Raw genomic sequence first — 21,568 nt, 5'->3', positions numbered from 1 at the left:
GACTCAGGTGGAGAGACGGGAGAAGTCAGGGGTGTCGAGAACCCGCTCCAGACGCTTGTAGTCCTCCAGCACCTGGCCGCAGCCGTTGACCACGCAGAGCAGGGGATCCTGGGCCACGTGGGTGAGGATGCCGGTCTCGTGGCTGATCAGCTCGCTGATGCCGCGCACCAGGGCGCCACCGCCGGCGAGCATGATGCCGCGATCGACGATGTCGGCGGCCAGCTCAGGCGGTGTGCGCTCCAGGGTGCGTTTCACGGCTTCGACGATCACGTTGAGCGGTTCGGCCATCGCTTCGCGGATGTCGCCGGCGCGGATGTTGATCGTGCGGGGCAGGCCGGAGAGCAGGTGCAGGCCGCGCACATCCATCGAGGATTCATCGTGGGCGTCGTCGGGGAAGGCGGAGCCGATCCGGATCTTGATCTCCTCGGCAGTGCGCTCGCCCACCACCAGGTTGTGCACCTTCTTGAGATACACCGTGATGGCATCGCTGATCTCATCACCCGCCACCCGCACCGACTCACTGAGCACGGTGCCGCCAAGGCTGAGCACAGCCACTTCGGTGGTGCCGCCACCGATGTCGACGATCATGGTGCCGACGGGTTCGGTGACCGGCAGACCGGCGCCGATCGCGGCCGCCACCGGCTCATCAATCAGATGCACCTCGCGGGCACCGGCCAGACCGGCCTCCCGCACCGCCCGGCGCTCCACGCCGGTGACGCCGCTGGGGATGCCGATCACCAGTCGTGGCGCCACGATGCCGCGGCCTTCGTTGCCCTTCTGGATGAATGACTTGATCATCATCTCGGCGGCGTCGAAGTCGGCGATCACCCCATCGCGCAGGGGACGCACGGCGCGAATGTTTCCGGGGGTGCGGCCCAGCATCAATTTGGCCTCGTCGCCCACCGCCAGGGGCACCCCCTTCTCCAGATCAAGCGCCACCACGGACGGTTCCTGAAGCACGATCCCCTTGCCGGACACGTACATCAAGGTGTTGGCCGTTCCCAGATCGATGCCGATGTCACGGGAGAGCTGGAAACGACGAAAGAACACTGGTGAGCAGTCAAGCGGGGCGAATCATAGGTGGGCCCCTTGGACAGCCCCTCGGCTAGACCCGGGGTGGGACATCCGGGCCCAAGGGTGGAACCAGCAGAGAGAAGCGCTGCAGGACGTGGCGCATCATGGGTCCAAGTGACCCCATCCCCCCCTTTTCTGGAGACCCCCATGGGTGTGAATTCCGTGACCCTCGTCGGCCGTGCCGGCCGCGACCCCGAAGTGCGCTACTTCGAATCCGGCACCGTGGTGGCCAATCTCACGCTGGCCGTGAACCGCCGCAGCCGCGACGACGAACCCGACTGGTTCAACCTCGAGATCTGGGGCAAGCAGGCCCAGGTGGCCGCCGACTACGTCCGCAAAGGCTCGCTGCTGGGCATCATCGGCTCCTTCAAGCTCGATCGCTGGACGGACCGCGCCACCGGTGAGGAGCGCAGCAAGCCCGTGGTGCGGGTCGACCGGCTGGAACTGCTGGGCTCCAAGCGCGATGCCGAGCAGGGGGCCTACGGCGATGGCGGCGGTGCCTACGGCGGCGGCGAACCCAGCAGCGAGGAAGTGCCCTTCTGAAGCTGACCCTGGACACTGCAGGCCTGCTTCAGCGGCTGGCCTGGCGCTTTTTCCAGGTGCGCAGCCCCAGCCAGGCGGCGAAGGCCAGCGCGGAGAGCACCAGCAGCACCTTGATCACCTGGGTCACGGGCTGCAGCCAGACCTCCACGTTGGCGTAGCCCTCCCCGAGCGCCATGCCAGCCACGGTCAGCAGCAGGGTCCAGATCAGGCTGCCGGCCGTGGTCCAGATCAGGAAGGGGACCAGCGGCATCATCTCGATGCCGGCAGGAACCGAGATCAGCGTGCGGATGCCCGGCACCAGCCGGCCCCAGAACACCAGGGCCGTGCCGTGGCGGCTGAACCAGTTGCGGCTGCGGTGCAGTTCCTGGGGGCTGATGCCGATCCAGCGGCCGTGGCGCTCGAGCCAGTGCTCGATCCGCTCCTCATTGACCAGGCGGCCGACGCCATACCAGGGCAGGGCCCCCAGCACCGTGCCCGCCAGACCGGCCAGCACCACGGGCACGAGGCCAAGCTGACCCTGCTGCACGTAAAACCCCCCCAGAGGCATGATCAGCTCCGAGGGGATGGGGGGGAAGAGGTTCTCCAGGAACATGGCGCCGAAAATGGCCCCATAACCGGCGATCGGATTGGCAGCCACGGCCGCACCGATCAGTTCGGGCAGCTTCTGGATCAGTTCGATCGCCATCCGGGGTCATCTGAGCTGCCCGCAAGTCTTCCATGGGCGGCGACCTGCCCAGGCTGCTGAGGCTTTCCCAGCAGCCGCGGTACCAGGGACGAACTCAGTAGCGGTAGTGATCCGACTTGAAGGGTCCCTCGACGGGCACATTGATGTAGGCGGCCTGCTCGGTGGTGAGCTCGGTGAGCCGGGCGCCGATCTTGTCGAGGTGGAGGCGGGCCACCATCTCATCGAGGTGCTTGGGCAGCACGTAGACCTCCTTGCCGTACTGATCACCCTTGCTGAACAGCTCGATCTGGGCCAGCACCTGGTTGGTGAAGGAGTTGCTCATCACGAAGCTGGGGTGGCCGGTGGCGCAGCCCAGGTTCACCAGGCGGCCTTCGGCCAGCAGGATGATCTTGTTGCCGCTGGGCAGCAGCACGTGATCCACCTGGGGCTTGATGTTGTCCCAGGGGTATTGCTTGAGGGAGGCGACATCGATCTCGTTGTCGAAATGGCCGATGTTGCAGACGATCGCCTGATCACGCATCTGGATCAGGTGGTCATGGGTGATCACGCGGAAGTTGCCGGTGGCCGTCACGAAGATGTCCACGTCCCCCACCACGTCGTCGAGGCGGACCACCCGGTAGCCCTCCATGGCCGCCTGCAGGGCGCAGATCGGATCGACTTCGGCGATCATCACGCTGGCGCCCAGGCCACGCAGCGACTGGGCCGAACCCTTACCCACATCGCCGTAGCCCATCACCAGGGCCACCTTGCCGGCCACCATCACATCGGTGGCGCGCTTGATGGAATCCACCAGCGATTCACGGCAGCCGTAGAGGTTGTCGAACTTGCTCTTGGTGACCGAGTCATTGACGTTGATGGCCGGGAACGGCAGCTCGCCGCTCTTCTGCATCTGGTACAGACGGGCCACACCGGTGGTGGTTTCCTCAGTGACGCCCTGGATCTGGGCGTGGATCCGCGAATAGAACCCAGGCTGGGCGGCAAGGCGTTGACGAATCGAGTTGAAAAGGGCGACTTCCTCCTCACTGCCGGGATTGTCGAGCACCGAGGGGTCCTGCTCGGCCTTGGTGCCGAGCACCACTAGGCCGGTGGCATCACCGCCATCGTCGAGGATCATGTTGGGCGTGCCGCCGTCGGCCCACTCCATGATCCGGTGGGTGAAAGCCCAGTATTCATCGAGGTTTTCGCCCTTGTAGGCGAACACGGGGATGCCAGCGGCGGCGATCGCGGCCGCGGCGTGGTCCTGGGTGGAGAAGATGTTGCAGGAGGCCCAGCGCACTTCAGCGCCGAGGGCCACCAGGGTTTCGATCAGAACCGCCGTCTGGATCGTCATGTGCAGGCTGCCGGCGATGCGGGCGCCTTTGAGCGGCTGCTGGCTGCCGTACTTCTGACGCAGGGCCATCAGGCCGGGCATCTCGGTTTCGGCGATCGCCATCTCCTTGCGGCCGAACTCCGCCAGGCCGAGATCAGCGATCACATACGACGCGGTGACCTGCAGGCCCGACATGGCCTTGCTCAGAGTGGAGTCGGCCACGGCCGCGGGGGGGGAAACCACCATGGGTTGAAGACGCTCCCTCAAGGGAGGACGATGGGTTGAAATATCTGCAGAGACGCCGAGGCTTCGGGCTCGCTGGAGCTGAATCTACAGGCGGTGCGAGGGCATGGGCGAGCGCAACGGGTGCAGGCAGGGCTGGCAGCAGCATCTGATCGACGCCGCGGCCACCCGTCAGCTGGGGGGTGAACTGGCGGCCTTGCTGCTGAACGAGGGTCCCCGGCTGCTGCTGCTGCAGGGCGATCTCGGCGCCGGCAAGACCTGCCTGGTGCAGGGCCTGGCCCAGGGCCTGGGGATCACCGAGCCGATCACCAGCCCCACCTTCGCCCTGGCTCAGCACTACCGCGGTCAGCGCACCGGCCACGACACCGACCTGGTGCACCTCGACCTCTACCGCCTGGAGCAGCCCGAAGCGGCCGCAGAGCTGTTCGCTCAGGAGGAAGAAGAAGCCCTGGCCCTGGAGGCGGTGCTGGCAGTGGAATGGCCCGAGCGGCTGAGCTTCACGCCCGGGCCGGCCTGGCAGGTGCACCTGCTGATCGATGCTGACGGTCGCCGAGCCCTGGTTCAGGCTCCAGACTGTTGAACAATCGATGCTGAGCCTGGGGAAGCTTCCAGCCAATCCAGCAATCCCAGTTTCGCCAGCCAGACAATGGTCAGGATGATGAATTCCGCCCTGGCCGGCGGGAAAGACTGAAGAAGTGTCGCTGCCGTCAAGCCCGGCTCGGCAGCCAGCAGCTCCAGGATCCGCCGTGCTTCCTCAGGTGTTCCATGCAGGCGACTAAAGGCCCGATTCAGGGCAACCTGATTGACACGATCAAACCCAGTGCCAGGCAACTCACCTCGCAGCCTGAGTGAGCTTCTGGGGCGCAGAACCTGGGTAGCAAAGCCAACAAAGTCAGCGAACGGCTCCCCCCGGAGTGGGTGGACGGCAATCCTGGATCGAGGCGCTTGATTCAAGGCCGCTGTCTCTCGACGGGCTGCCAACTCCTGGAACAACTCCTTGTACTGGGCGATCACCACGGGCCAGCTGAAACACTCCCGCGCTCGACGTGCCGCCGAAGCTCCCATGGCTGCCCGCATCTGGGGCGAGGTAATCAACAGGCGCAAGGCCTCGGCGGCCCGACCAACATGCACGGCTGTGTGCTGTGCCACCGATCCCACATACCCCTGATACGTCTCAAGACCCAGGGCATGCAGATCTGCCATCACACCCCCGAGTCGAGAGCCCGGGGCTGCCAAAGTAGGGATCAGAAATCCATCCAGCCCATTTCGAATTGTAGCTCGATAACCGTCCCAGTCACTGGCGACGACGGGAAGGCCTGCAGCCATGGCTTCGACTGGCGTCAATCCGAATGTTTCCTGAATGTTATCGACCAGCGATAAAAAAATGTCTGCGGCAGCCCAGCAATCGGCGAGCAGATCTTTATCATTTCCATCCCAAAATATGACATTCACATCCGGTGCGCAGGTCGTCGCTGCCTCAATATAATGCTTTCGGTCTTCTTCTCCACCAGGAAACCATCCATACAGGCCGAAGTGGACACGTTGGCCAGAGGAAACTGAGGCATCCTGTAGAGCCTGAAACATAGCCTGAGGGAAGGCTTTTTCATAAAATGAAAGCCGGCCGACCCAAAGCACGAGCGATTCATCTTCCGCAATTGCATGCTTGCTCCGCAAGCGCTGGCGGGCCTGAAGGTTAGAGGCATTTTCGGCAATCGCCTCAACATCAACAGCCAAGGGAATGATGGGCAACTGGGGGCGGGGAGAGCGGCATGCGCCAAGCCGTTCCGAGAGGTGCTCGCTCCAACTGTCAAACATTTGCACCATGGACTGGTGCACGGATGGGGAGGTACAGATCAACGCATCCCACTCATGCACTGGAGCAATTGCGGCAGCGCCGATGGATTCCCGAATCGCCGGTGGGGCAATGGTATGGATCAGCCCTACAAGACTGTAGGCAGCATCGGAGCTAGCGCGACGGCGGATCCAGGCCAGCTCGGACAGATAGGGCTGCCCCCTTAAGAGCACACCACAGCGGGCGGGAATTTCCGTCGACATCAATGAGCCCCCACTGATGGCACATTGGGAATCACCAGATGGATCAAGGCCTTGGCTCAGTTGCTCATCAGTCAGACCCAGTTGATTGAGAATATGAATTCGCTTATAGCCACCATGGCTGAGTAGACCACGGTAAAGCTGAGCGTTAGCAATATCTTTTCCGAACGGATTACTGGGACGGGCTAGCTGACCAGGTGGGTGAAAGATCGACAGTTCGTTCAACTGCATGTTTCAACAACCTCCCATGCTGCCGTCATTCTGAGAACCAATATCCGCCAGAAACGCCAGCACCTGAGCCTGGGTAGGCTGTGGATCGATCGCCCCGGCACCGCGGCAGACCAGGGCGCCGCAGGCACTGGCAAAGCGCATGGCTTCCCGCACGCGCTCCGCGCTGCCTGAGGCCAGCAGCTCCGGCTCCTGGCAAAGACGGTGCAGCAGTCCCGCCAGGAAGGCGTCGCCGGCGCCGGTGGTGTCCACTACGGGCACCCTGAAGGCCCCGAGGCGACCGGCGTGACCGCCCAGCCACCAGCTCAGGGCGCCGGGGCCATCGGTGATCAGTACCGCCGGACCCTGGGGCAGGGAGGCGCTGATCCGCTGGGGGTCACGACTGCCGGCAATCCAGTCGGCCTCCTCGGCGGAGACCTTGATCAAGGCTGCACCGGCCAGCAAGGGCCTGATGTCGGCCAGTGCCTGCTCGGGGGAGCCGGGCCAGAAGGTGGGGCGCCAGTTCACATCAAGAGCCAGCGGAATCCCGGCCGACTCGGCTCGGCGCTGGGCCAGGTGCAGGGCAGCGGCTGAGGCCTCAGAGGCCAGCGGGATGGTGCCCACCAGCAACCAGCGGGCAGCCGCGATCAGCTCTTCCAGCGGTCCCGCCAGGGCAGAAGCCTCCACGGCCTGATCAGCGAACCCGTCCCCCCGCTCACCGGCGAAGCCACCGAAACTGCGATCTCCCGTACTGTTGCGCCGCACCAGCACCGTGCGACTGGGCCGCACCGGATCCCACTGCACGGCCCGGGTGTCCACCCCCCGGGCAGCGAAGAGATCGCCGAAGGCGGCCCCGATCGCGTCCTCGCCGAGGCGCCCCAGCAGGGCCGAGCCCGTGCCCAGCCTGGCCAGGGCGCAGGCCACATTGGCGGGCGCGCCACCGAGACAGTCCTCGACGGGCAGATCGGTGGCAGGGTCACCGCCCGGGGGGCCGAGGCGATCCACAATCGCCTCTCCGAAACACAACACCTGGGGCATGGTGGTCATCAGGCCGATGGCAGCTCAAGGCCAGCATGACCGGGCGTGCCATGACGGCCGAGCCAGGTGTGCAGGGCGGCAATGATCCGGGCGTTGGCAGCCGGAAAGGGAAACTCCACCAGCCGCTCCGGCTCCACCCAGCGCACCTGCTGGCTGGCCAGAGGCTGGGGTTCACCGCTGCTCCAGCGGCAGAGATGGACGATGAAGCGCAGCCGCTTGTGGCTGTAGGCGTGCTCGAGGCGGATCAGCTCCTCACCCACCTCCACCTCGATCGCCAGCTCCTCGCGCAGTTCCCGGCGGATGGTGTCGACAATCAGCTCATCGGGCTCCTGCTTGCCGCCGGGGAACTCCCACAGGCCGCCCAGCAGGCCCTCCTCCAGGCGCTGATCGATCAGCACCCGAGCAGCGCCATCGAGAACAACCCCCACACCGATCACCTGAAACAGCGGTGGTGAGCTGACGTCCTTCACGGGATAGCGGGTGGGGTCTCCGGCAGCGTAGGCAGCACAGTGGGGCCGCCAGGGGCACTCGCCACAGCGGGGCCGGCGGGGAGTGCAGACGGTGGCGCCCAGGTCCATCAGGGCCTGGTTGAACACCCGTGGCCGCTGCACATCGAGCAGCTCCTCACTCCAGCGCCAGAACTGGGCGAGCGAGCGCTGGGGCGGCTGCGGCCAGGCCAGCAGGCGCGCCAGCACCCGCCGCACGTTGCCATCGAGAATCGGGCAGGGGCGATCGAGGGCGGAGCTGAGGATGCTCCCAGCCGTGCTGCGGCCGATCCCCGGCAGAGCCAGCCAGCCCTCCAGATCCCCGGGCCAGCCTTGGGCGGCCAGCCGTCCGGCGGCCTGGTGCATCCGGCGGGCACGGGAGTAGTAGCCCAGCCCCTGCCACAGCAACAGCACCTGCTGCTGGCTCGCCTCCGCCAGGGCGTCGACGCTGGGGAAAGCCAGCATCCAGCGCTCCCAGTAGGGGCGCATCACCGCCAGCTGGGTCTGCTGAAGCATCACCTCGGCAGTCCAGATGCGAAAGGGGCAAAGGGGTTCACCGTCCAGGGGCTCGCTGCCATCCGGCCTGAGCTTCCAGGGAATCCCCTGGCGGCCATGCAGGGTCCACCAGGCGAGCAGATCCCGACGCAGGGCCCACGGATCGGGGATTGCTTCCCTCAAAGATTCAAAGCATGCGCACCAACAGGGTCTCGTCCTGCACTTGCAGGCTGTACTCGGAGCTGCAGGCAGTGGTGTCCGAAGGAACGCAGGGCTCATCACGGAACGCCTCCGGCTCCAGCTGGCTGCGCTTGAGCTCCAGGCCATGGAACTGAAGCTGCTTGCGTCCCCAGCTCCAGTCGTCGTTGATCAGCCGGGGCACCAAGCGGTCCAGCAGGGGGAACTTGGTCTGGCTGTTGCGCAGCACCGGGGACTGGGGCATCCCACCTTCGAAGCGGATCGACGTGATCCTGGCCTCCGGCAGCTGCACCTGCAGCCGGGAGATCCCGTCGATCAGCCGCGAGATCCGCCCTTGTTCATAAATCGCCTGGACCGAGGTGGCATGGCCATAGGCATAGGCCACGACCACCAGCAACCAGGCCAGGGCCGCCACCGCTGCGCGGGGGATCACCCTCCAGCGGAGCTGGGTCGTCCCCGCCACGATCTGCAGGGCCAGTGCCGAGAGCAACGGACCAACAAAGAGCAACAGGCGCGGCACCCTAGCCAGGGGATCCTCCAGGCCCAGCAGGGCGCCGGGGGACACCAGGGCGATCAGTGCCACGATCCCCAGCACCAGAGCTGTGCAGGCCAACATCGCCGGGCGGCCACGGCGGGCCTTCGGCCACCGCCCGACAGCGATCCAGACCACGACGGCATAGGCCAGCACCAGTAACAGCCAGGGGACACTGATGGGCCAGCGGCTCCAGTCGTCGAAGAGGATCTGCCAGAACTCCAGGGCATGGCGGAGGAGCTGGGCGGGCAGGGCCGCGTCGAGGGGGAGCGCCCGGCCCTGTTCGGTGGCGTAGGACGTGCGCTCCTGCAGCACCAGCCGCATCAACGTCATGTAGCTGGCCAGGGCGAGGCCATAAGCGGCCAGCACCCGCCCCAGCATGCGCAGGAGGGAGGGCCTCGCAGGCACCGGCGCCGCCAGACCCAGGGTTTCCCCCACCACCAACATCAGCGCAAAGGGCAGAAAGCCGCTGGTGGCTGGCTGGTAGAGGCAGAGGGAGGCCAGCAACAAAGCCGAGCTCAGCAGCAGCCCCAGCCTCGACACGGCCCGGTGGAGCACCACGGCAGCCACAACCGCCAACCCCAGGGCCAGGGCCATCGCCAGACAGTCGAACCCGTAGGACAGGTTCTCCAGGGCATAGGGCTGCCCCAGCAATGGAAGTGTGGCCAGGGCGCTCCAGAGGGGTGAGCGCAGGCCATAGGCACGGGCGGCCACCACGGCCATCAGAGCCAGCACCCCAACGGCCAGGAGCTGATGCAGTGGCGCCACGGCCACGGCTGGCGATCCCAGATTCACCAGGGCGAACAGACCATCGGCCAGGGGACGCCCCACCTGAGTCCAGCGGAATTCTCCGTCCATCGAGCGGCCGTAGTCGTCGATGTAGCGATGAACGAAGAGAATGATCGGGAGAACCAACAACACTCCCGCTGCCAGACAGGCATAAAACTGACGAACGACCCCCGGGCCCGAAAGAGCGAATGGGGCCAGAATTTTTTCGCCAATAAGGCCTGAGTCAGGGAGCCGCCGCATCCACGATCACACGGAAACAACGCACTGTATCAATGTCGAGCGAAGGATGACCATCCCCCGCTATCCATAAAGAATTTTACCTGGGAATCGTTGCAGAGATGCAGGCGCGTGCGCAGCCATGTCTCCTGACATCACCACTGCTGCTTGCGATCACAAAGAAAGTCGCATTCAACCTCATTTCGCAGTCCCGGACCTGACGACTGCACCCGTTCCCTGCAAAGGACCTCACCCAGTCCGACCTGATCCGCATTCTCAAGGCCATCCCGAACGGCCGCTTTCGCCGTGAGATCTGGAGCGGGTTGGCCGGCGCCATCGCGAGGTGTTGAACTAGGTCCAAGGCCTTTGCTACGAGAGTTGGCCCTCAGACTCCACGTTCGTCTACTGATCAACGAGGCCCGCCTGCAGGAGTTTGGGCAGGTGCTGCAGGGCTGGATGATCAGCCAGATCCTTGGTGGGGCAGCACCGCTTTAGTCCGTTAAGTAGACCTGGCACCCAGTGGCACGACCAGACTACTGGTTGACGATGGCGCCGCCTTGCCGGAGCTCAATACCATCAGTGCATCCTTGAGCGGAGATGTCTTTGATTCCCAGAATCCTTCACTATCTCTGGCTCAGTGATGAGCCCAGGCCTGACCTCATCCGTCGCTGTCTGGCATCCTGGGCGCAGGTGATGCCCGACTTCCGGATCCGGCACTGGTCCCTGGCCGACTTCGATCAGAACGACCTGCCGCTCTTCGCTCAACAGGCGATCGCGCTGAAGCAGTGGGCCTTTGCATCGGATGTCCTGCGGCTTTGGGTTCTTGTTCAGCACGGGGGGGTATATCTCGACGCGGATGTGCTGGCCATACGCTCGCTGGAGCCCCTGCTCGGCTACGACGCGTTTACGGCCGTGGAGTTCAATCCCATGGCCTTCGACGCGGAAAACGGCGTTGCCTGGCTGGACGCGGATGGGCGCAGAAGGCCAGAAGAACGCCAGGGCCCTCCACCTGGCATCGGCCTTCAGGCGGCAGTGTTGGGCGCAGTTCCCGACCATCCGTTCCTGCTCTCTTGCTTGGCCTACTACGAGAACCGCCCATTCGTCGAGCCCGATGGCAGCTGGCACCGCGATCCGATCGCTCCCGGAATCTACGGCCTGGCAGCTGAACACCATGGCTTCCGCTGGACCAACCGCATGCAGCAACTCCGTGATGGGATTGTTGTGCTACCGGCGGAGATGATCGCCAGTACCAAAGCTCAATATGGCCTTAATACCTTCGCCTTCCACTGCTGCGCTGGGTCATGGCGCCAATCACCCCCAGGCTGAACGCCGACGGACGCAGGGAGCTGCTCCTCTTCTGTTCATCTCAGGTTCACCACCAGGTTCGCCTGCCTTGGTGGGGCTGGTGGCGACGATCAAGGTGGCCTCGAGATTGGCCTTGACGGTCTGTATGACCTGTTTGGCCAGGTTGTGCTTCTCGAGCAAGTGGCGGAAGCTCAGGATCGTCGTCTGATCGGGGATATGATCGCAGATCAGGCCAATACCAGCGAAACGACACATTAACTACACCTCAATCAGTGTCTCATCCATCGCCGGATCTTTGAGGCTGTACCATTGCTGCAACAAGTGGATTAGCAGCATGGTGGCGAGTGGGGGATGTCCGCCCTTCTTGCTGGTTTTGGGATCGTGGGGCTTCATCGGGTCGATCAGCGCCTGCCACGGCATCCCCTCCTCCATCTCAGCCAGGTACTTCTCCCGTTTAGTGCACTTCCTGGCAGCGGTATGCGCGTAATCGTCGAACTCAAGCCGCTTCCAGCCATGAAGCCGTTCCTGGCCTGCGCTCCGAGGCACATAGGCAAATATTAGTCCCATGATATTGCTAAACTTATCAGGGATTCGCTGGCTTGAGCCACAACTCACATCTTCTGCTATAAGGATATTAGGCCCTCTTCCTTGTGAATATGGGGATCTTATTTCTAGCGGATCAGTTCTCTGAGCAGTATCCAGGCGGGGCAGAGCTAAGCGACGAGGCGCTAATTCGACGGCTACTAAAGCACACAGATGTAATACGCATCAATACCCGAGAAGCAACGCCAAGCAGGCTTGAGAAATATAGAAAGGCACCAATTCTTATTGGCAATGCTAGTCATCTTTCAAATGAGTCTCGGCAGTGGTTGATTACGTCAAGAAGCTGGTTCGCAATCATTGAACATGATCACCACTATCTTAAGAGGAGAAATCCCTGTCTTTATCCAAACCTCACGGCGCCTCCAGAAGAATTGAGCCAAGTTGATTTTTTTCTGGCTGCTCAACTAGTCATTTGCCAAACACACTTTCACGAGAGTGTGATGAGGCGATCGATCAGCCAGGCGAAGACATGGGTGCTCGAATGCAATTTCTGGCATGAAGAGTGGTTTCCCATTTTCAGTCGGCTTAGACGCGAAGCCAAGAGGATACCCCTTGCAGCTGTGCAGGACTCCACACAACTAGTCAAGAATACACAAGGTGCACTGGACTACTGCAAAAAACATGACTTGCCGTGCAGACTCATACCCAAGCTTGCGTATCCTGAGTTCATTCAATTGCTAGCAACTAATCAGCGCCTAGTGTTCATGCCATTGTGGATAGAAAGTTTTTCAAGAATAACTGCTGAAGCCATGATGCTAGGCCTTAATATTATCGGAAATCACAATATTGGTCTATTGCACGAGCCATGGCTCGAGGATCTCCGGTCGAAGCACAGGGTCAGGCCAGGCCTTGCAGAAGCATTGGCTGAGCGGCTGCGAAAGCGAAACATCGAAGCAACGGAAACCTTACTGAAAATGCTTCCATGATCCCACTTGATGAGTGCTAAATCTGGCCGGGGTGGGTGGGCTTGCTCAACATCGCGGAACGGCATCGGATCGATGTTGGGCAAGCGAAGATTAAAGGTGGCTCCAGAACCGCAGTGCAGGCCTCGGAGACTCATGGCGCCCAGATCGGCTTGGCTGAGAGGCAGGGCAAAGCTGGTGGCAACAAGGGTGGGTAGAGGGCTCATGGCTGGAAGGGAGGGGTGACGGCCGCCAAGGTCCGAACGATCTCCTGATAAGAATCTGCTTTGAAGCGGAATCCTTTCACAGGCGATCTTCCGGATCAAGCTGGAGCTAGATCCATGCCCCGCCACCATCCCGGCAACGCTCAGATCATGGCCGCGTCGCTGTAGTCCTTCACCTGATCGCTGAGGCGGCGCAGGGATGCGAGGCCGTCGCGCTCGAGGTTGCGGATGCGATCACGGCTCATGCCCAGGATGCGGCCGATGCCGGTGAGGCTCATGGGCTCCTCCACATCGATGCCGTAGCGCATGCTCAGCACGCTCCGCTGCAGCTCAGGCAGCTGCTCCAGCAGCGCTCGCATGTCGCCGCGCAGGCACTCGCTGTCCACGCTCTCCGCCGGCAGCGTCCCGTCGCCCTGCAGCAGGTCCAGCAGTTCCGTGTCCTCTCCGTCGCCCACCTTCGTCTCCAGGCTCACCGGTTGCCGCGCACGGCAGAGCAGGTCCTTCACCTCCTCCTCCGGCAGCTCCACACACACCGCCAGTTCGCTCAGTGTGGGTGTCCGCCCCAGCTCCTGGCTCAGTTCCCGCTGGCCTTTCTTCAGCTTGTTCAGCGTTTCGGTGATGTGGATCGGCAGCCGGATCGTGCGGCTCTTCTCCGCGATCGCCCGCGTGATCCCCTGCCGGATCCACCAGTACGCATACGTGCTGAATTTGTAGCCACGGGTCGGGTCGAACTTCTCCACTCCCCGCACCAGACCGATCGTTCCTTCCTGGATCAGGTCCAGCAGTTCCATGTTCCGCTTGGTGTACTTCTTCGCCACGCTCACCACCAGGCGCAGGTTCGCCGCCACCATCCGCTCCTTCGCCCGCCGGCCGCTGGACAGCTTGCGCTTCAGCAGCGCCGGGCTCAGGCCCGCCGCGCTCGCCCATTCCGCCGCGCTCGGCTTCTGGCCTCCGGCGCGCATCTCCAGTTCCTGCTCCGCTTCCTCCAGCCGCATCAGCTCCTGCACCTGACGGCCCAGGGTGATCTCCTGCTCATGGGTCAGCAGCGGCACGCGGCCGATGTCGCGCAGGTACGAGCGCACCAGGTCGCCATCCACCGGCGGCAGGGTGCGCACAGCGATGGGGGCCTGGCGGCTGTCCAGCGCGGGGGCGGACTGGAGGGCGGCTGGACGGGTGGAGAGAGCGGCGACCACGACGACGGAACTTCTGACGGTGTGTAAAGCCTAACCTGAAGAAGTGTGAAGGGCCTCTCAGGAATGGCACGAGTTCCGCCCAGCCCGGCCCGCTCAGGCCGGCATGCCCACGTGGTTCAGCAGCCAGGACGCCGTTTTGAGGTAGATCAGCACCCCGGCCACGTCGGTGGCGGTGGTGATGAACGGCGCCGACATCAGGGCCGGATCCAGTCCCAGCCGGTCGAACAGCAGCGGCAGCGAGGCTCCGGCCGTGGCCGCCAGAGTGGTGATGCAGACCAGGCTGATGCCGGCGGCGGTGGCCACCAGCATCCCGCCCCCCACCTGCCAGGCCCAAGGCACCACCACGATCACCAGCAGCAGGCCCAGCAGCAATCCTGAGAACGCTTCACGGCCCACCGTGCGCCACACCCCCAACGCCTGGATGCGCTGGGTGCTCAGGCCGCGGATCACCACCGTGGAGCTCTGGGCGCCCACGTTGCCGCCGGTGCCGATCAGCAGCGGGATGAAGGCCGCCAGCCGCACCACCGCCTTGAGAACCCCTTCTTCGGAGGCGATCACCGCCGAGGTGCCGGTGTTGGCCACCAGCAGCACCAGCAGCCAGACCACCCGGCGGCGGGCCACGGTGAACAGGTTGCTCTGGAAGTAGTCGTCCTCGTCGCCGGCCTGCACGGCGCCGGCGGCGTAGAGGTCGCGGGTCGCCTCCTGCTGGATCACGTCGATCACGTCATCGACGGTGACGATCCCCACCAGCCGCTGCTCCAGATCCACCACCGGCACGGCCAGAAAGTCGTAGCGCTGGATGATGCGGGCCACCTCTTCCTGGTCGGTGGTGGTGGTCACGCTCACCACCTCCCGGGTCATCACATCGCCGATGCGATCCTCCGGATCGGCCGTGACCAGATCGCGCAGCGAGAGGATGCCGGTGAGATGGCGCGAGGCGTCGGTGACGTAGAGGCTGTAAACGGTTTCGGTGTCGCGGGCGCGGCGGCGCACGATGTCGAGGGCCTGGGCGGCGCTGTGGAACTCCTTGAGATCGATGAATTCGGTCGTCATCAGACGACCGGCGGTTTCGGGCTGATAGCCCAGCAGCTGGGCGGTGACGCGCCGCTCGGCGGGGCTCAGCTCCACCAGCAGCCGGCGCACCACCTTGGCGGGCAGTTCATCGAACAGCCTCACCCGATCGTCGGGCGACATCTCCTCCACCAGCTCCAGCACCTCACCGGAGCGCAGCCGCTCCAGCAACGATTGCTGCACCGGCGGATCGAGATACTCATAGACCTCGATCGCCTCGTCCTTGGCCAGCAGGCGAAAGGCCAGGGCTTGCAGGGTCCGCGGCAAAGCGCCGATCGCCTCGGCGCAGTCGACGGGCTGAACCGGCTCCAGCAGCAGCTTGACGCCGGCGTAATTCCCAGCGGTGAGCAGCGCCTGCAACTGCCGCGCCACCACATCAGCCACTGGCAGCCGGCCGTTGCTGGCCACCCCTGCTGAAGAGGCGCCACTGCCGCTGGTTCCCTCGCTCATCGGCCTGAAGGATCGCGGCCCACCGAGTGTATGGGCGAAGGCCCATCACAGCGACGTCGCCCGCCTAGGGTCCGGCCGATTGAGGATCTTCCATGGCTGTGAATGTGTCGGATGTGGTGGTTCGCGGCGCCACGGGTGGTGAACAACGTCTGGGCGACTTTGCGGGCCAGGTGCTGTTGATCGTGAACGTGGCCAGCCGTTGCGGCTTCACCCGCCAGTACGCCGGACTGCAGAAGCTGCAGGACAGCTACGGCCCCCGTGGCCTGCAGGTGCTGGGCTTCCCCTGCAACGATTTCGGCGCTCAGGAACCGGGCACGCTGCCCGAGATCCAGCAGTTCTGCGCCACCACCTACGGCGCCTCCTTCACCCTCTTCGACAAGGTGCACGCCAAGGGCGTCAAGACCGCTCCTTACGACCTGCTCACAACCGTGGAGCCGGCAGGGGATGTGGAGTGGAACTTCGAGAAGTTCCTGGTGGGCAAGGACGGCACCGTGCTGGCCCGCTACAAGAGCGCCGTCGAACCCGATGGCGCCGAACTGACCGCTGCGATCGAAGCGGCCCTGGCTGCCTGAAGCCATGCCACCGCTAGGGCTGGCCGAGCTGGTCATCGCCGGATTGATGGCCGATGGCCTCTTCCGGCGTCTGGGGCTGCCCGGGCTGGTGGGCATGTTGCTGGTGGGGGTGGCCCTGGGAACCTCGGGCCTGGGGCTGATCGACCCCCGCCTGCTGGCCCTCAGCGGCGATCTGCGCCAGATGGCGCTGATCGTGATCCTGCTGCGGGTGGGCTTCGGGCTCGATCTGGCCACCTTGCGGCGGGTGGGCCCTCGGGTATTGCTGCTGGCCTGGATTCCCGCCAGCTGTGAGGGCCTGATGATCACCGCGGTCGCCCAGCCCCTGCTGCAGCTCAGCTGGCTGGAGGCGGCCCTGCTGGGCTCGGTGCTGGCGGCGGTGTCGCCGGCGGTGGTGGTGCCGCTGATGCTGCGGCTGATCGAGGAGAACCGGGGCACCGCCAAGGCCATTCCCTCGATGGTGATGGCCGCCGCTTCCCTTGACGACATCGCCGTGATCGTGGTGAACGGGGTGCTGCTGGGTCTGCTGGTGAACGACCGGGGGGCGCTGAGCGCCCGGCTGCTGGGCCTGCCCCTGGGACTCGCCCTCGGGGCCCTCGCCGGGGGTCTGCTGGGCTGGGGCCTGATCCGCTGGTTCGAGCGCTTCCGGCCCAACGCCAACCGCCAGACCCTGCTGGTGCTGGCCCTGGCCCTGCTGCTGCTGCGCCTGCAGGAGGGTATCAACCACCTGGTGCCCTTCACCGGCCTGGTGGCGGCCATCGCCCTCGGGGTGGTGTTCCTGGAGCTGCGCCAGGATCTGGCCCACCCGATCTCCGCCAAGCTCAGCTCGATCTGGGTGTTCGCCGAGCTGGTGCTGTTCGTCCTGGTGGGGGCCCAGCTCAATGTGGGAGTGGCCTGGAGCCATGGCCTGGCGGGGCTGGCGGTGCTGGCCCTGGGTCTGCTGGCCCGTTCGCTGGGCACCCTGGCCTGCCTGGCCAGAAGCACGCTCACGGCGGGGGAGCGCCTGTTCGTGATGGTGGCCTACACCCCCAAGGCCACGGTGCAGGCGGCCATCGGCGCGGTGCCCCTGCTGACGATGCAGGCCGCTGGGCTGCCCAGCGGTCCCGGCGAAGTGATCCTGGCGGTGGCGGTGCTCAGCATCGTGGTCACAGCGCCCGCCGGCGCCTGGCTGAGCGCCCGCGTGGCCGACCGGGTGCTTCTGCCTTCACCCGGCCAGCCAACCGCGCCGGGGTGAGCCGCAAGGGCCGGCAGTCTCCACGTGGAACCATCGCTCGCCGTCGGGCTGCTGCCACACCCTCAGCAACCGCAGCGGCTCACCCGCGCGCAACGGGATCAGGCTGGGGGCGCGGTGATGGGGGGAGGCGCGCAGGGCATCGTCGCGTTCAGGGGTGAGACCAGACAGCAGGGGGTCGCCGGCCTGGCGACGCCGTAGCTGGGGGGAACGGCGCTCACCGCCACCAGCAGGCAGAGCCGCCGGGGCGATCAGGGCGAAGCCGAGGATCCAGGCCCAGCGCCAGGTCATCAGATGTCGAGCTGAGCGAAATCCAGTTCGGCGCTGTGGGTTTCGATGAATTCGCGGCGAGGAGCCACCTTGTCGCCCATCAGGATCGTGAAGATGCGATCCGCCTCGGCGGCGTCCTCAATCTCGACCCGTTTCATCGTGCGGGTGGTGGGATCCATGGTGGTTTCCCACAGCTGCTTCGGCATCATCTCGCCGAGGCCCTTGAAGCGCTGAATCGTGTAATTGGCCTTCTCACCGAACCCATCGAGGGTTTTCTTGAGATCCTGCTCGTTGTAGCAATAGGTGTGGTTCTTGCCGCGCTCCACCTTGTAGAGCGGCGGGCAGGCGATGTAGATGTAGCCACCTTCCAGCAGAGTTTTCTGGTAGCGGTAGAAGAAGGTGAGCAACAGGGTACGGATGTGGGCGCCATCCACATCGGCGTCGGTCATGATCACGATGCGGTGGTAGCGCAGGGCCGAGAGGTTGAACTCCTCGCCCTTGATCCCCAGGCCAAGACCCGTGATCAGGGCCTGAATTTCAGTATTTTTATAGATCTTGGCGTCGTCGGTTTTCTCGATGTTGAGGATCTTGCCGCGCAGGGGCAGGATCGCCTGAAAACGCCGATCACGGCCCTGCTTGGCGGAGCCGCCGGCCGAATCACCCTCAACGATGTAGATCTCCGATTCGGAAGGATCGCGGGAGCTGCAGTCGGCCAGCTTGCCGGGCAGGGTGGAGCTCTCCAGCACCGACTTGCGCCGCACCAGCTCCCGGGCCCTTCGGGCCGCCTCAGCCGCATTGAAGGCCTGAATGGCCTTCTCGAGGATCAGGTCGATCACCTGGGGATGGAATTCCAGAAATTCCCCGAGGGCCTCGCCCACCACCGAATCGACGATGCCACGCACCTCGGTGTTGCCGAGCTTGGTTTTGGTCTGTCCTTCGAATTCGGGATCCGGCACCTTCACCGAGAGGACGGCCGTGAGGCCTTCACGGATGTTCTCACCGGCAAGATTGGAATCAGTGTCCTTGCGCTTGCCGCGCTTCTTGGCGAAGGTGTTGAGGGTGCGGGTGAGGACCGTTTTCAGGCCCTCGATGTGGGTGCCGCCGTCGACGGTGCGGATGTTGTTGGCGAAGCCAAGAATGCTGTCGGAGTAGGCATCCACGCACCACTGCAACGCCGCTTCCACCTGGACACCGTCCTTGGACGCGTTGACGTAAATGATGTCGGGATGGAGGGGATCCTTACCCGCATTCATGTAAGTGACGTACTCGCGGATGCCGCCTTCGTAGTGATAGATCTCCTCATGGGGGCTGCCATCGGAGCCCTTGGCCGCCTCGCGTTCATCGCGGAAGACGATGCGCACGCCGCCGTTGAGATAAGCCAGCTCGCGCAACCGGCCTGAGAGGGTGGCGTAATCGAAGTCGATCCCGCCGCTGAAAATCTCAATGTCGGGCTTGAAGCGCACCGCCGTGCCGGTGGCGCCACTGGGGTCGTCCTCGGAGCGCAAGCTGCCGATCGGAGTGCCGCGCTCGAAGCGCTGGCGGTGCACCTGGCCCTGGCGGCGCACGGTGACCTCCACCCACTCGCTTAGGGCATTGACCACGGAGATGCCCACCCCGTGCAGGCCGCCGGAGACCTTGTAGCCGCCACTGCCGAACTTGCCACCGGCGTGCAGAACGGTCAGCACCGTTTCCAGGGCCGACTTGCCGGTGCGGGGATGGATGTCGGTGGGGATGCCACGGCCGTTGTCGGTGATCTCGGCGGATCCGTCCTCGCAGAGGCGAACCAGGATTTCATCGCAGTGGCCGGCAAGGGCCTCGTCGACGGAGTTGTCGACCACCTCATAGACCAGGTGGTGCAGCCCCCTCGGCCCCGTGGTGCCGATGTACATGCCCGGGCGCTTACGCACCGGCTCGAGGCCCTCGAGCACCTGAATCTGCTCGGCGCCGTAGGCGTGTTGGATCTTGGAAGCGTCGCTCATTCCGGAGGTCACACCAGGCGGACGGCGAAGTCCATGGGGGAAGATAAACGGCTGGACAACGCAGTGGATTTGGAGGGCGAATGACGCGCCCAAACCCTTGCCCGAGGCCTTCACTTTAACACTGAAGGCTCACAGGCGCCCACAGGGGCCTCTGACGGCCCATTCGAGCGAGGGATGCACCCCCAAGATTCCATGCCCCTGCCGCCCCTGCTGATCGCCCTGATGGGGCCCACCGCCAGCGGCAAGACCGCCCTGGCGATCGAGCTGGCCGAAACCCTTGATCTGGCCGTGCTCTCGGTCGACTCACGCCAGCTCTACCGCGGCATGAGCATCGGCACCGCCAAACCGAGCGCCGAGCAACGCGCCCGGGTACGCCATGACCTGCTCGACCTGCGCGACCCCGACCAGCCGATCAACCTGCAGGAGTTCTGCGGGGCCGCCCGGGCCGCCATCGCCGCCGAACACCGCCGCCGGGGCGTGGCCTTCCTCGTGGGCGGCAGTGGCCTGTACCTGCGGGCTCTCACCCAGGGCCTTGAACCCCCGGCCGTGCCGCCCCAGCCCGCTCTGCGAGCCCAGCTCCAACAGCTCGGTCAGCCCTTCTGTCACCAGCTCCTTGACCAGGCTGATCCGCTGGCCGCCGGGCGGATCGCGCCCGCCGATGCCGTGCGCACCCAACGGGCCCTGGAGGTGATCTATGCCACCGGACGGCCCCACACGGCACAGCCGAGCGCCTGCCCGCCACCCTGGCGGCTGCTGGAGCTCGGCCTGAACCCTGCGGATCTGCGCGAGCGCATCAGCCGGCGCAGCCAGCAGCTCTACAGCGATGGTCTGGTGGAGGAAACCGAGCAGCTGATCGGGCGCTATGGCGCCGACCTGCCCTTGCTGGCCACGATCGGCTACGGCGAAGCCCGCTCTCTGCTGGCCGGGGAGCTGGCTGAAGCGGAGGCCATCACTCTGACCACCCGGCGCACCCTCCAGTACGCCAAGCGGCAGCGCACCTGGTTCCGACGTCAGCATCAACCGTTGTGGCTGGAGGGCGACGATCCAATCCGGCAGGCGTTGCCGGCGGTGCAACGCGTCCTAGGGTGACTGTCTGGTTTAACCAGGTTCATCGACCCCAACTGCCGGTCCCTCGCCTCTCTGAATGCCACCTCGTCCCCGTTTCGATCGCCGCGCCCCCGTCCGGGAGCTCCCCAACATCAACGATCGGATCAGCTACCCCCAGCTCAGGGTGGTTGATGCCGACGGCAGCCAGCTCGGAGTGATCACCAGGGAGGAAGCCCTGGATGTGGCCAAGGACCGCGATCTCGACCTGGTGCTGGTGAGCGAGAAAGCTGATCCGCCGGTCTGCCGGATCATGGACTACGGCAAGTTCAAGTTCGAGCAGGAAAAGAAAGCCAAGGAAGCCAAGAAGAAGTCGCACCAGACCGAGGTCAAGGAGGTGAAGATGCGCTACAAGATCGATTCGCACGACTACCAGGTGCGCATCGGTCAAGCGGTGCGCTTTCTCAAGGACGGTGACAAGGTCAAGTGCACGGTGATCTTCCGCGGCCGCGAGATCCAGCACACGGCCCTGGCCGAACAACTGCTGTTCCGCATGGCCAAGGATCTCGAGGAAAGCGCCGAGATCCAGCAGGATCCGAAGCGGGAAGGCCGGAACATGATCATGTTCCTCACCCCACGCAAGACGCCGCTCACCAAGGAGAAGGATGCCGCCGCCCAGGCCGCCAAGGCCGTGCGCACCATCCCCTCCCCGGTCCGGCAGCTCAGCAACGCCGAACCGGCACCCAGCGAAGCCTGAGCCGGCCTCGGCCATCTGCCGGCTCAGGCGCTGACCACTGGGGTCGGCTGCCGTCAGGGCACCAGCCACATCCGGTAGCACCTCAAGGCTGGGGGCAGGGGTGG

21 protein-coding genes are annotated in these 21,568 nt (G+C 64.6%); 8 read left to right on the top strand and 13 right to left on the bottom strand.

Annotated features, from left to right (window positions below; genetic code table 11):
- Positions 1–3: 3 nt before the first annotated feature.
- Positions 4–1,050 (bottom strand): rod shape-determining protein, encoded by a 1,047-nt coding sequence (locus WH5701_RS12840; RefSeq protein ID WP_006172896.1) that lies wholly within the window; start codon positions 1,048–1,050, stop codon positions 4–6.
- A gap of 171 nt (positions 1,051–1,221) precedes the next feature.
- Here WH5701_RS12840 and WH5701_RS12835 point away from each other — a divergent pair, with 171 nt between their 5' ends.
- Positions 1,222–1,617 (top strand): single-stranded DNA-binding protein, encoded by a 396-nt coding sequence (locus WH5701_RS12835; RefSeq protein ID WP_006172895.1) that lies wholly within the window; start codon positions 1,222–1,224, stop codon positions 1,615–1,617.
- A 28-nt stretch (positions 1,618–1,645) separates the two neighbouring features.
- Here the strand turns inward: WH5701_RS12835 and WH5701_RS12830 are convergent, their stop codons facing one another.
- Positions 1,646–2,302, bottom strand: coding sequence for a DedA family protein (locus WH5701_RS12830; RefSeq protein ID WP_006172894.1), 657 nt, complete (start codon positions 2,300–2,302; stop codon positions 1,646–1,648).
- Positions 2,303–2,396: 94 nt separating this feature from the next.
- Positions 2,397–3,806 carry an adenosylhomocysteinase gene (ahcY, locus tag WH5701_RS12825; protein WP_037981454.1) on the bottom strand — a complete coding sequence of 470 codons (1,410 nt, stop codon included), beginning with the start codon at positions 3,804–3,806 and terminating at the stop codon, positions 2,397–2,399.
- A 154-nt stretch (positions 3,807–3,960) separates the two neighbouring features.
- Between ahcY and tsaE the strand changes: the two genes are divergently transcribed.
- Positions 3,961–4,434: a tRNA (adenosine(37)-N6)-threonylcarbamoyltransferase complex ATPase subunit type 1 TsaE gene (tsaE, locus tag WH5701_RS12820; RefSeq protein ID WP_006172892.1), complete on the top strand. Its 474-nt coding sequence runs from the start codon at positions 3,961–3,963 to the stop codon at positions 4,432–4,434.
- Here tsaE and WH5701_RS12815 read toward each other — a convergent pair.
- Genes WH5701_RS12815 through WH5701_RS12800 form a run of 4 tightly spaced genes read right to left on the bottom strand, consistent with a single transcriptional unit; the run spans position 4,416 to position 9,776 of the window.
- Entirely contained in the window at positions 4,416–6,137 is a 1,722-nt protein-coding gene (locus tag WH5701_RS12815) for a glycosyltransferase family 4 protein (RefSeq protein ID WP_071934301.1), read from the bottom strand. The two genes, tsaE and WH5701_RS12815, sit on opposite strands and share 19 nt — an antisense overlap.
- Before the next feature lie 3 nt (positions 6,138–6,140).
- Positions 6,141–7,160 (bottom strand): carbohydrate kinase, encoded by a 1,020-nt coding sequence (locus tag WH5701_RS12810; RefSeq protein WP_006172886.1) that lies wholly within the window; start codon positions 7,158–7,160, stop codon positions 6,141–6,143.
- On the bottom strand, positions 7,160–8,314 hold the full coding sequence (mutT, locus tag WH5701_RS12805; RefSeq protein ID WP_006172885.1) for an 8-oxo-dGTP diphosphatase MutT: 1,155 nt from the start codon (positions 8,312–8,314) through the stop codon (positions 7,160–7,162). Before mutT ends, WH5701_RS12810 begins: the two co-directional genes overlap by 1 nt.
- Positions 8,315–8,318: 4 nt before the next feature.
- Positions 8,319–9,776 (bottom strand): glucosyltransferase domain-containing protein, encoded by a 1,458-nt coding sequence (locus WH5701_RS12800; protein ID WP_198005201.1) that lies wholly within the window; start codon positions 9,774–9,776, stop codon positions 8,319–8,321.
- A 687-nt stretch (positions 9,777–10,463) separates the two neighbouring features.
- Here WH5701_RS12800 and WH5701_RS12795 point away from each other — a divergent pair.
- Complete coding sequence (locus tag WH5701_RS12795; RefSeq protein WP_006172881.1) at positions 10,464–11,192, top strand: glycosyltransferase family 32 protein; 729 nt, start codon at positions 10,464–10,466, stop codon at positions 11,190–11,192.
- Here the strand turns inward: WH5701_RS12795 and WH5701_RS16940 are convergent.
- Both WH5701_RS16940 and WH5701_RS18470 read right to left on the bottom strand, forming a co-directional pair.
- Positions 11,178–11,426, bottom strand: coding sequence for a transposase (locus WH5701_RS16940; RefSeq protein WP_006172879.1), 249 nt, complete (start codon positions 11,424–11,426; stop codon positions 11,178–11,180). The two genes, WH5701_RS12795 and WH5701_RS16940, sit on opposite strands and share 15 nt — an antisense overlap.
- Before the next feature lie 3 nt (positions 11,427–11,429).
- Positions 11,430–11,738 (bottom strand): transposase, encoded by a 309-nt coding sequence (locus tag WH5701_RS18470; RefSeq protein ID WP_006172877.1) that lies wholly within the window; start codon positions 11,736–11,738, stop codon positions 11,430–11,432.
- A gap of 89 nt (positions 11,739–11,827) precedes the next feature.
- Here WH5701_RS18470 and WH5701_RS17755 point away from each other — a divergent pair, with 89 nt between their 5' ends.
- Positions 11,828–12,700 (top strand): hypothetical protein, encoded by an 873-nt coding sequence (locus WH5701_RS17755; protein ID WP_156776753.1) that lies wholly within the window; start codon positions 11,828–11,830, stop codon positions 12,698–12,700.
- A 343-nt stretch (positions 12,701–13,043) separates the two neighbouring features.
- Here WH5701_RS17755 and WH5701_RS12785 read toward each other — a convergent pair whose 3' ends face one another.
- Positions 13,044–14,042: an RpoD/SigA family RNA polymerase sigma factor gene (locus WH5701_RS12785; RefSeq protein WP_050751589.1), complete on the bottom strand. Its 999-nt coding sequence runs from the start codon at positions 14,040–14,042 to the stop codon at positions 13,044–13,046.
- A 144-nt stretch (positions 14,043–14,186) separates the two neighbouring features.
- Positions 14,187–15,614 carry a magnesium transporter gene (gene mgtE / locus WH5701_RS12780; protein ID WP_006172874.1) on the bottom strand — a complete coding sequence of 476 codons (1,428 nt, stop codon included), beginning with the start codon at positions 15,612–15,614 and terminating at the stop codon, positions 14,187–14,189.
- A 92-nt stretch (positions 15,615–15,706) separates the two neighbouring features.
- On the opposite strand from mgtE, the gene WH5701_RS12775 reads away from it, so the two are divergent.
- Both WH5701_RS12775 and WH5701_RS12770 read left to right on the top strand, forming a co-directional pair.
- Entirely contained in the window at positions 15,707–16,186 is a 480-nt protein-coding gene (locus WH5701_RS12775) for a glutathione peroxidase (RefSeq protein WP_006172873.1), read from the top strand.
- Positions 16,187–16,190: 4 nt separating this feature from the next.
- Entirely contained in the window at positions 16,191–17,417 is a 1,227-nt protein-coding gene (locus WH5701_RS12770; protein ID WP_006172872.1) for a cation:proton antiporter, read from the top strand.
- Here the strand turns inward: WH5701_RS12770 and WH5701_RS12765 are convergent.
- Positions 17,388–17,705 carry a hypothetical protein gene (locus tag WH5701_RS12765; RefSeq protein WP_006172871.1) on the bottom strand — a complete coding sequence of 106 codons (318 nt, stop codon included), beginning with the start codon at positions 17,703–17,705 and terminating at the stop codon, positions 17,388–17,390. The two genes, WH5701_RS12770 and WH5701_RS12765, sit on opposite strands and share 30 nt — an antisense overlap.
- The gene (gene gyrB, locus WH5701_RS12760; RefSeq protein ID WP_006172870.1) at positions 17,705–19,663 is read right to left on the bottom strand and encodes a DNA topoisomerase (ATP-hydrolyzing) subunit B; all 1,959 of its coding nucleotides are present in this window, start codon (positions 19,661–19,663) and stop codon (positions 17,705–17,707) included. The genes WH5701_RS12765 and gyrB overlap by 1 nt, the downstream gene beginning before the upstream one ends.
- Before the next feature lie 192 nt (positions 19,664–19,855).
- Here gyrB and miaA point away from each other — a divergent pair, with 192 nt between their 5' ends.
- Together miaA and infC are read left to right on the top strand one after the other, a co-directional pair.
- Positions 19,856–20,752: a tRNA (adenosine(37)-N6)-dimethylallyltransferase MiaA gene (miaA, locus tag WH5701_RS12755; protein ID WP_006172868.1), complete on the top strand. Its 897-nt coding sequence runs from the start codon at positions 19,856–19,858 to the stop codon at positions 20,750–20,752.
- Between the two features lie 55 nt (positions 20,753–20,807).
- Entirely contained in the window at positions 20,808–21,464 is a 657-nt protein-coding gene (gene infC / locus WH5701_RS12750) for a translation initiation factor IF-3 (protein ID WP_006172867.1), read from the top strand.
- Positions 21,465–21,568: the final 104 nt, after the last annotated feature.

Source organism: Synechococcus sp. WH 5701 (assembly GCF_000153045.1).
Lineage (GTDB): Bacteria > Cyanobacteriota > Cyanobacteriia > PCC-6307 > Cyanobiaceae > Regnicoccus_A > Regnicoccus_A antarcticus.
Note: the sequence above shows the minus strand (reverse complement) of the source record. Positions and strands in the feature narration are given on the sequence as shown.

Bases quoted from the DNA above. Each gene is read 5' to 3' on its own strand.
- WH5701_RS12835 (WP_006172895.1), top strand. From the start codon at position 1,222: ATGGGTGTGAATTCCGTGACCCTCGTCGGCCGTGCCGGCCGCGACCCC.
- WH5701_RS12830 (WP_006172894.1), bottom strand. From the start codon at position 2,302: ATGGCGATCGAACTGATCCAGAAGCTGCCCGAACTGATCGGTGCGGCC.
- ahcY (WP_037981454.1), bottom strand. From the start codon at position 3,806: ATGTCGGGCCTGCAGGTCACCGCGTCGTATGTGATCGCTGATCTCGGC.
- tsaE (WP_006172892.1), top strand. From the start codon at position 3,961: ATGGGCGAGCGCAACGGGTGCAGGCAGGGCTGGCAGCAGCATCTGATC.
- WH5701_RS12815 (WP_071934301.1), bottom strand. From the start codon at position 6,137: ATGCAGTTGAACGAACTGTCGATCTTTCACCCACCTGGTCAGCTAGCC.
- WH5701_RS12810 (WP_006172886.1), bottom strand. From the start codon at position 7,160: ATGACCACCATGCCCCAGGTGTTGTGTTTCGGAGAGGCGATTGTGGAT.
- WH5701_RS12795 (WP_006172881.1), top strand. From the start codon at position 10,464: ATGTCTTTGATTCCCAGAATCCTTCACTATCTCTGGCTCAGTGATGAG.
- WH5701_RS16940 (WP_006172879.1), bottom strand. From the start codon at position 11,426: ATGTGTCGTTTCGCTGGTATTGGCCTGATCTGCGATCATATCCCCGAT.
- WH5701_RS18470 (WP_006172877.1), bottom strand. From the start codon at position 11,738: ATGGGACTAATATTTGCCTATGTGCCTCGGAGCGCAGGCCAGGAACGG.
- WH5701_RS17755 (WP_156776753.1), top strand. From the start codon at position 11,828: ATGGGGATCTTATTTCTAGCGGATCAGTTCTCTGAGCAGTATCCAGGC.
- mgtE (WP_006172874.1), bottom strand. From the start codon at position 15,614: ATGAGCGAGGGAACCAGCGGCAGTGGCGCCTCTTCAGCAGGGGTGGCC.
- WH5701_RS12775 (WP_006172873.1), top strand. From the start codon at position 15,707: ATGGCTGTGAATGTGTCGGATGTGGTGGTTCGCGGCGCCACGGGTGGT.
- WH5701_RS12770 (WP_006172872.1), top strand. From the start codon at position 16,191: ATGCCACCGCTAGGGCTGGCCGAGCTGGTCATCGCCGGATTGATGGCC.
- WH5701_RS12765 (WP_006172871.1), bottom strand. From the start codon at position 17,705: ATGACCTGGCGCTGGGCCTGGATCCTCGGCTTCGCCCTGATCGCCCCG.
- gyrB (WP_006172870.1), bottom strand. From the start codon at position 19,663: ATGAGCGACGCTTCCAAGATCCAACACGCCTACGGCGCCGAGCAGATT.
- miaA (WP_006172868.1), top strand. From the start codon at position 19,856: ATGCCCCTGCCGCCCCTGCTGATCGCCCTGATGGGGCCCACCGCCAGC.
- infC (WP_006172867.1), top strand. From the start codon at position 20,808: ATGCCACCTCGTCCCCGTTTCGATCGCCGCGCCCCCGTCCGGGAGCTC.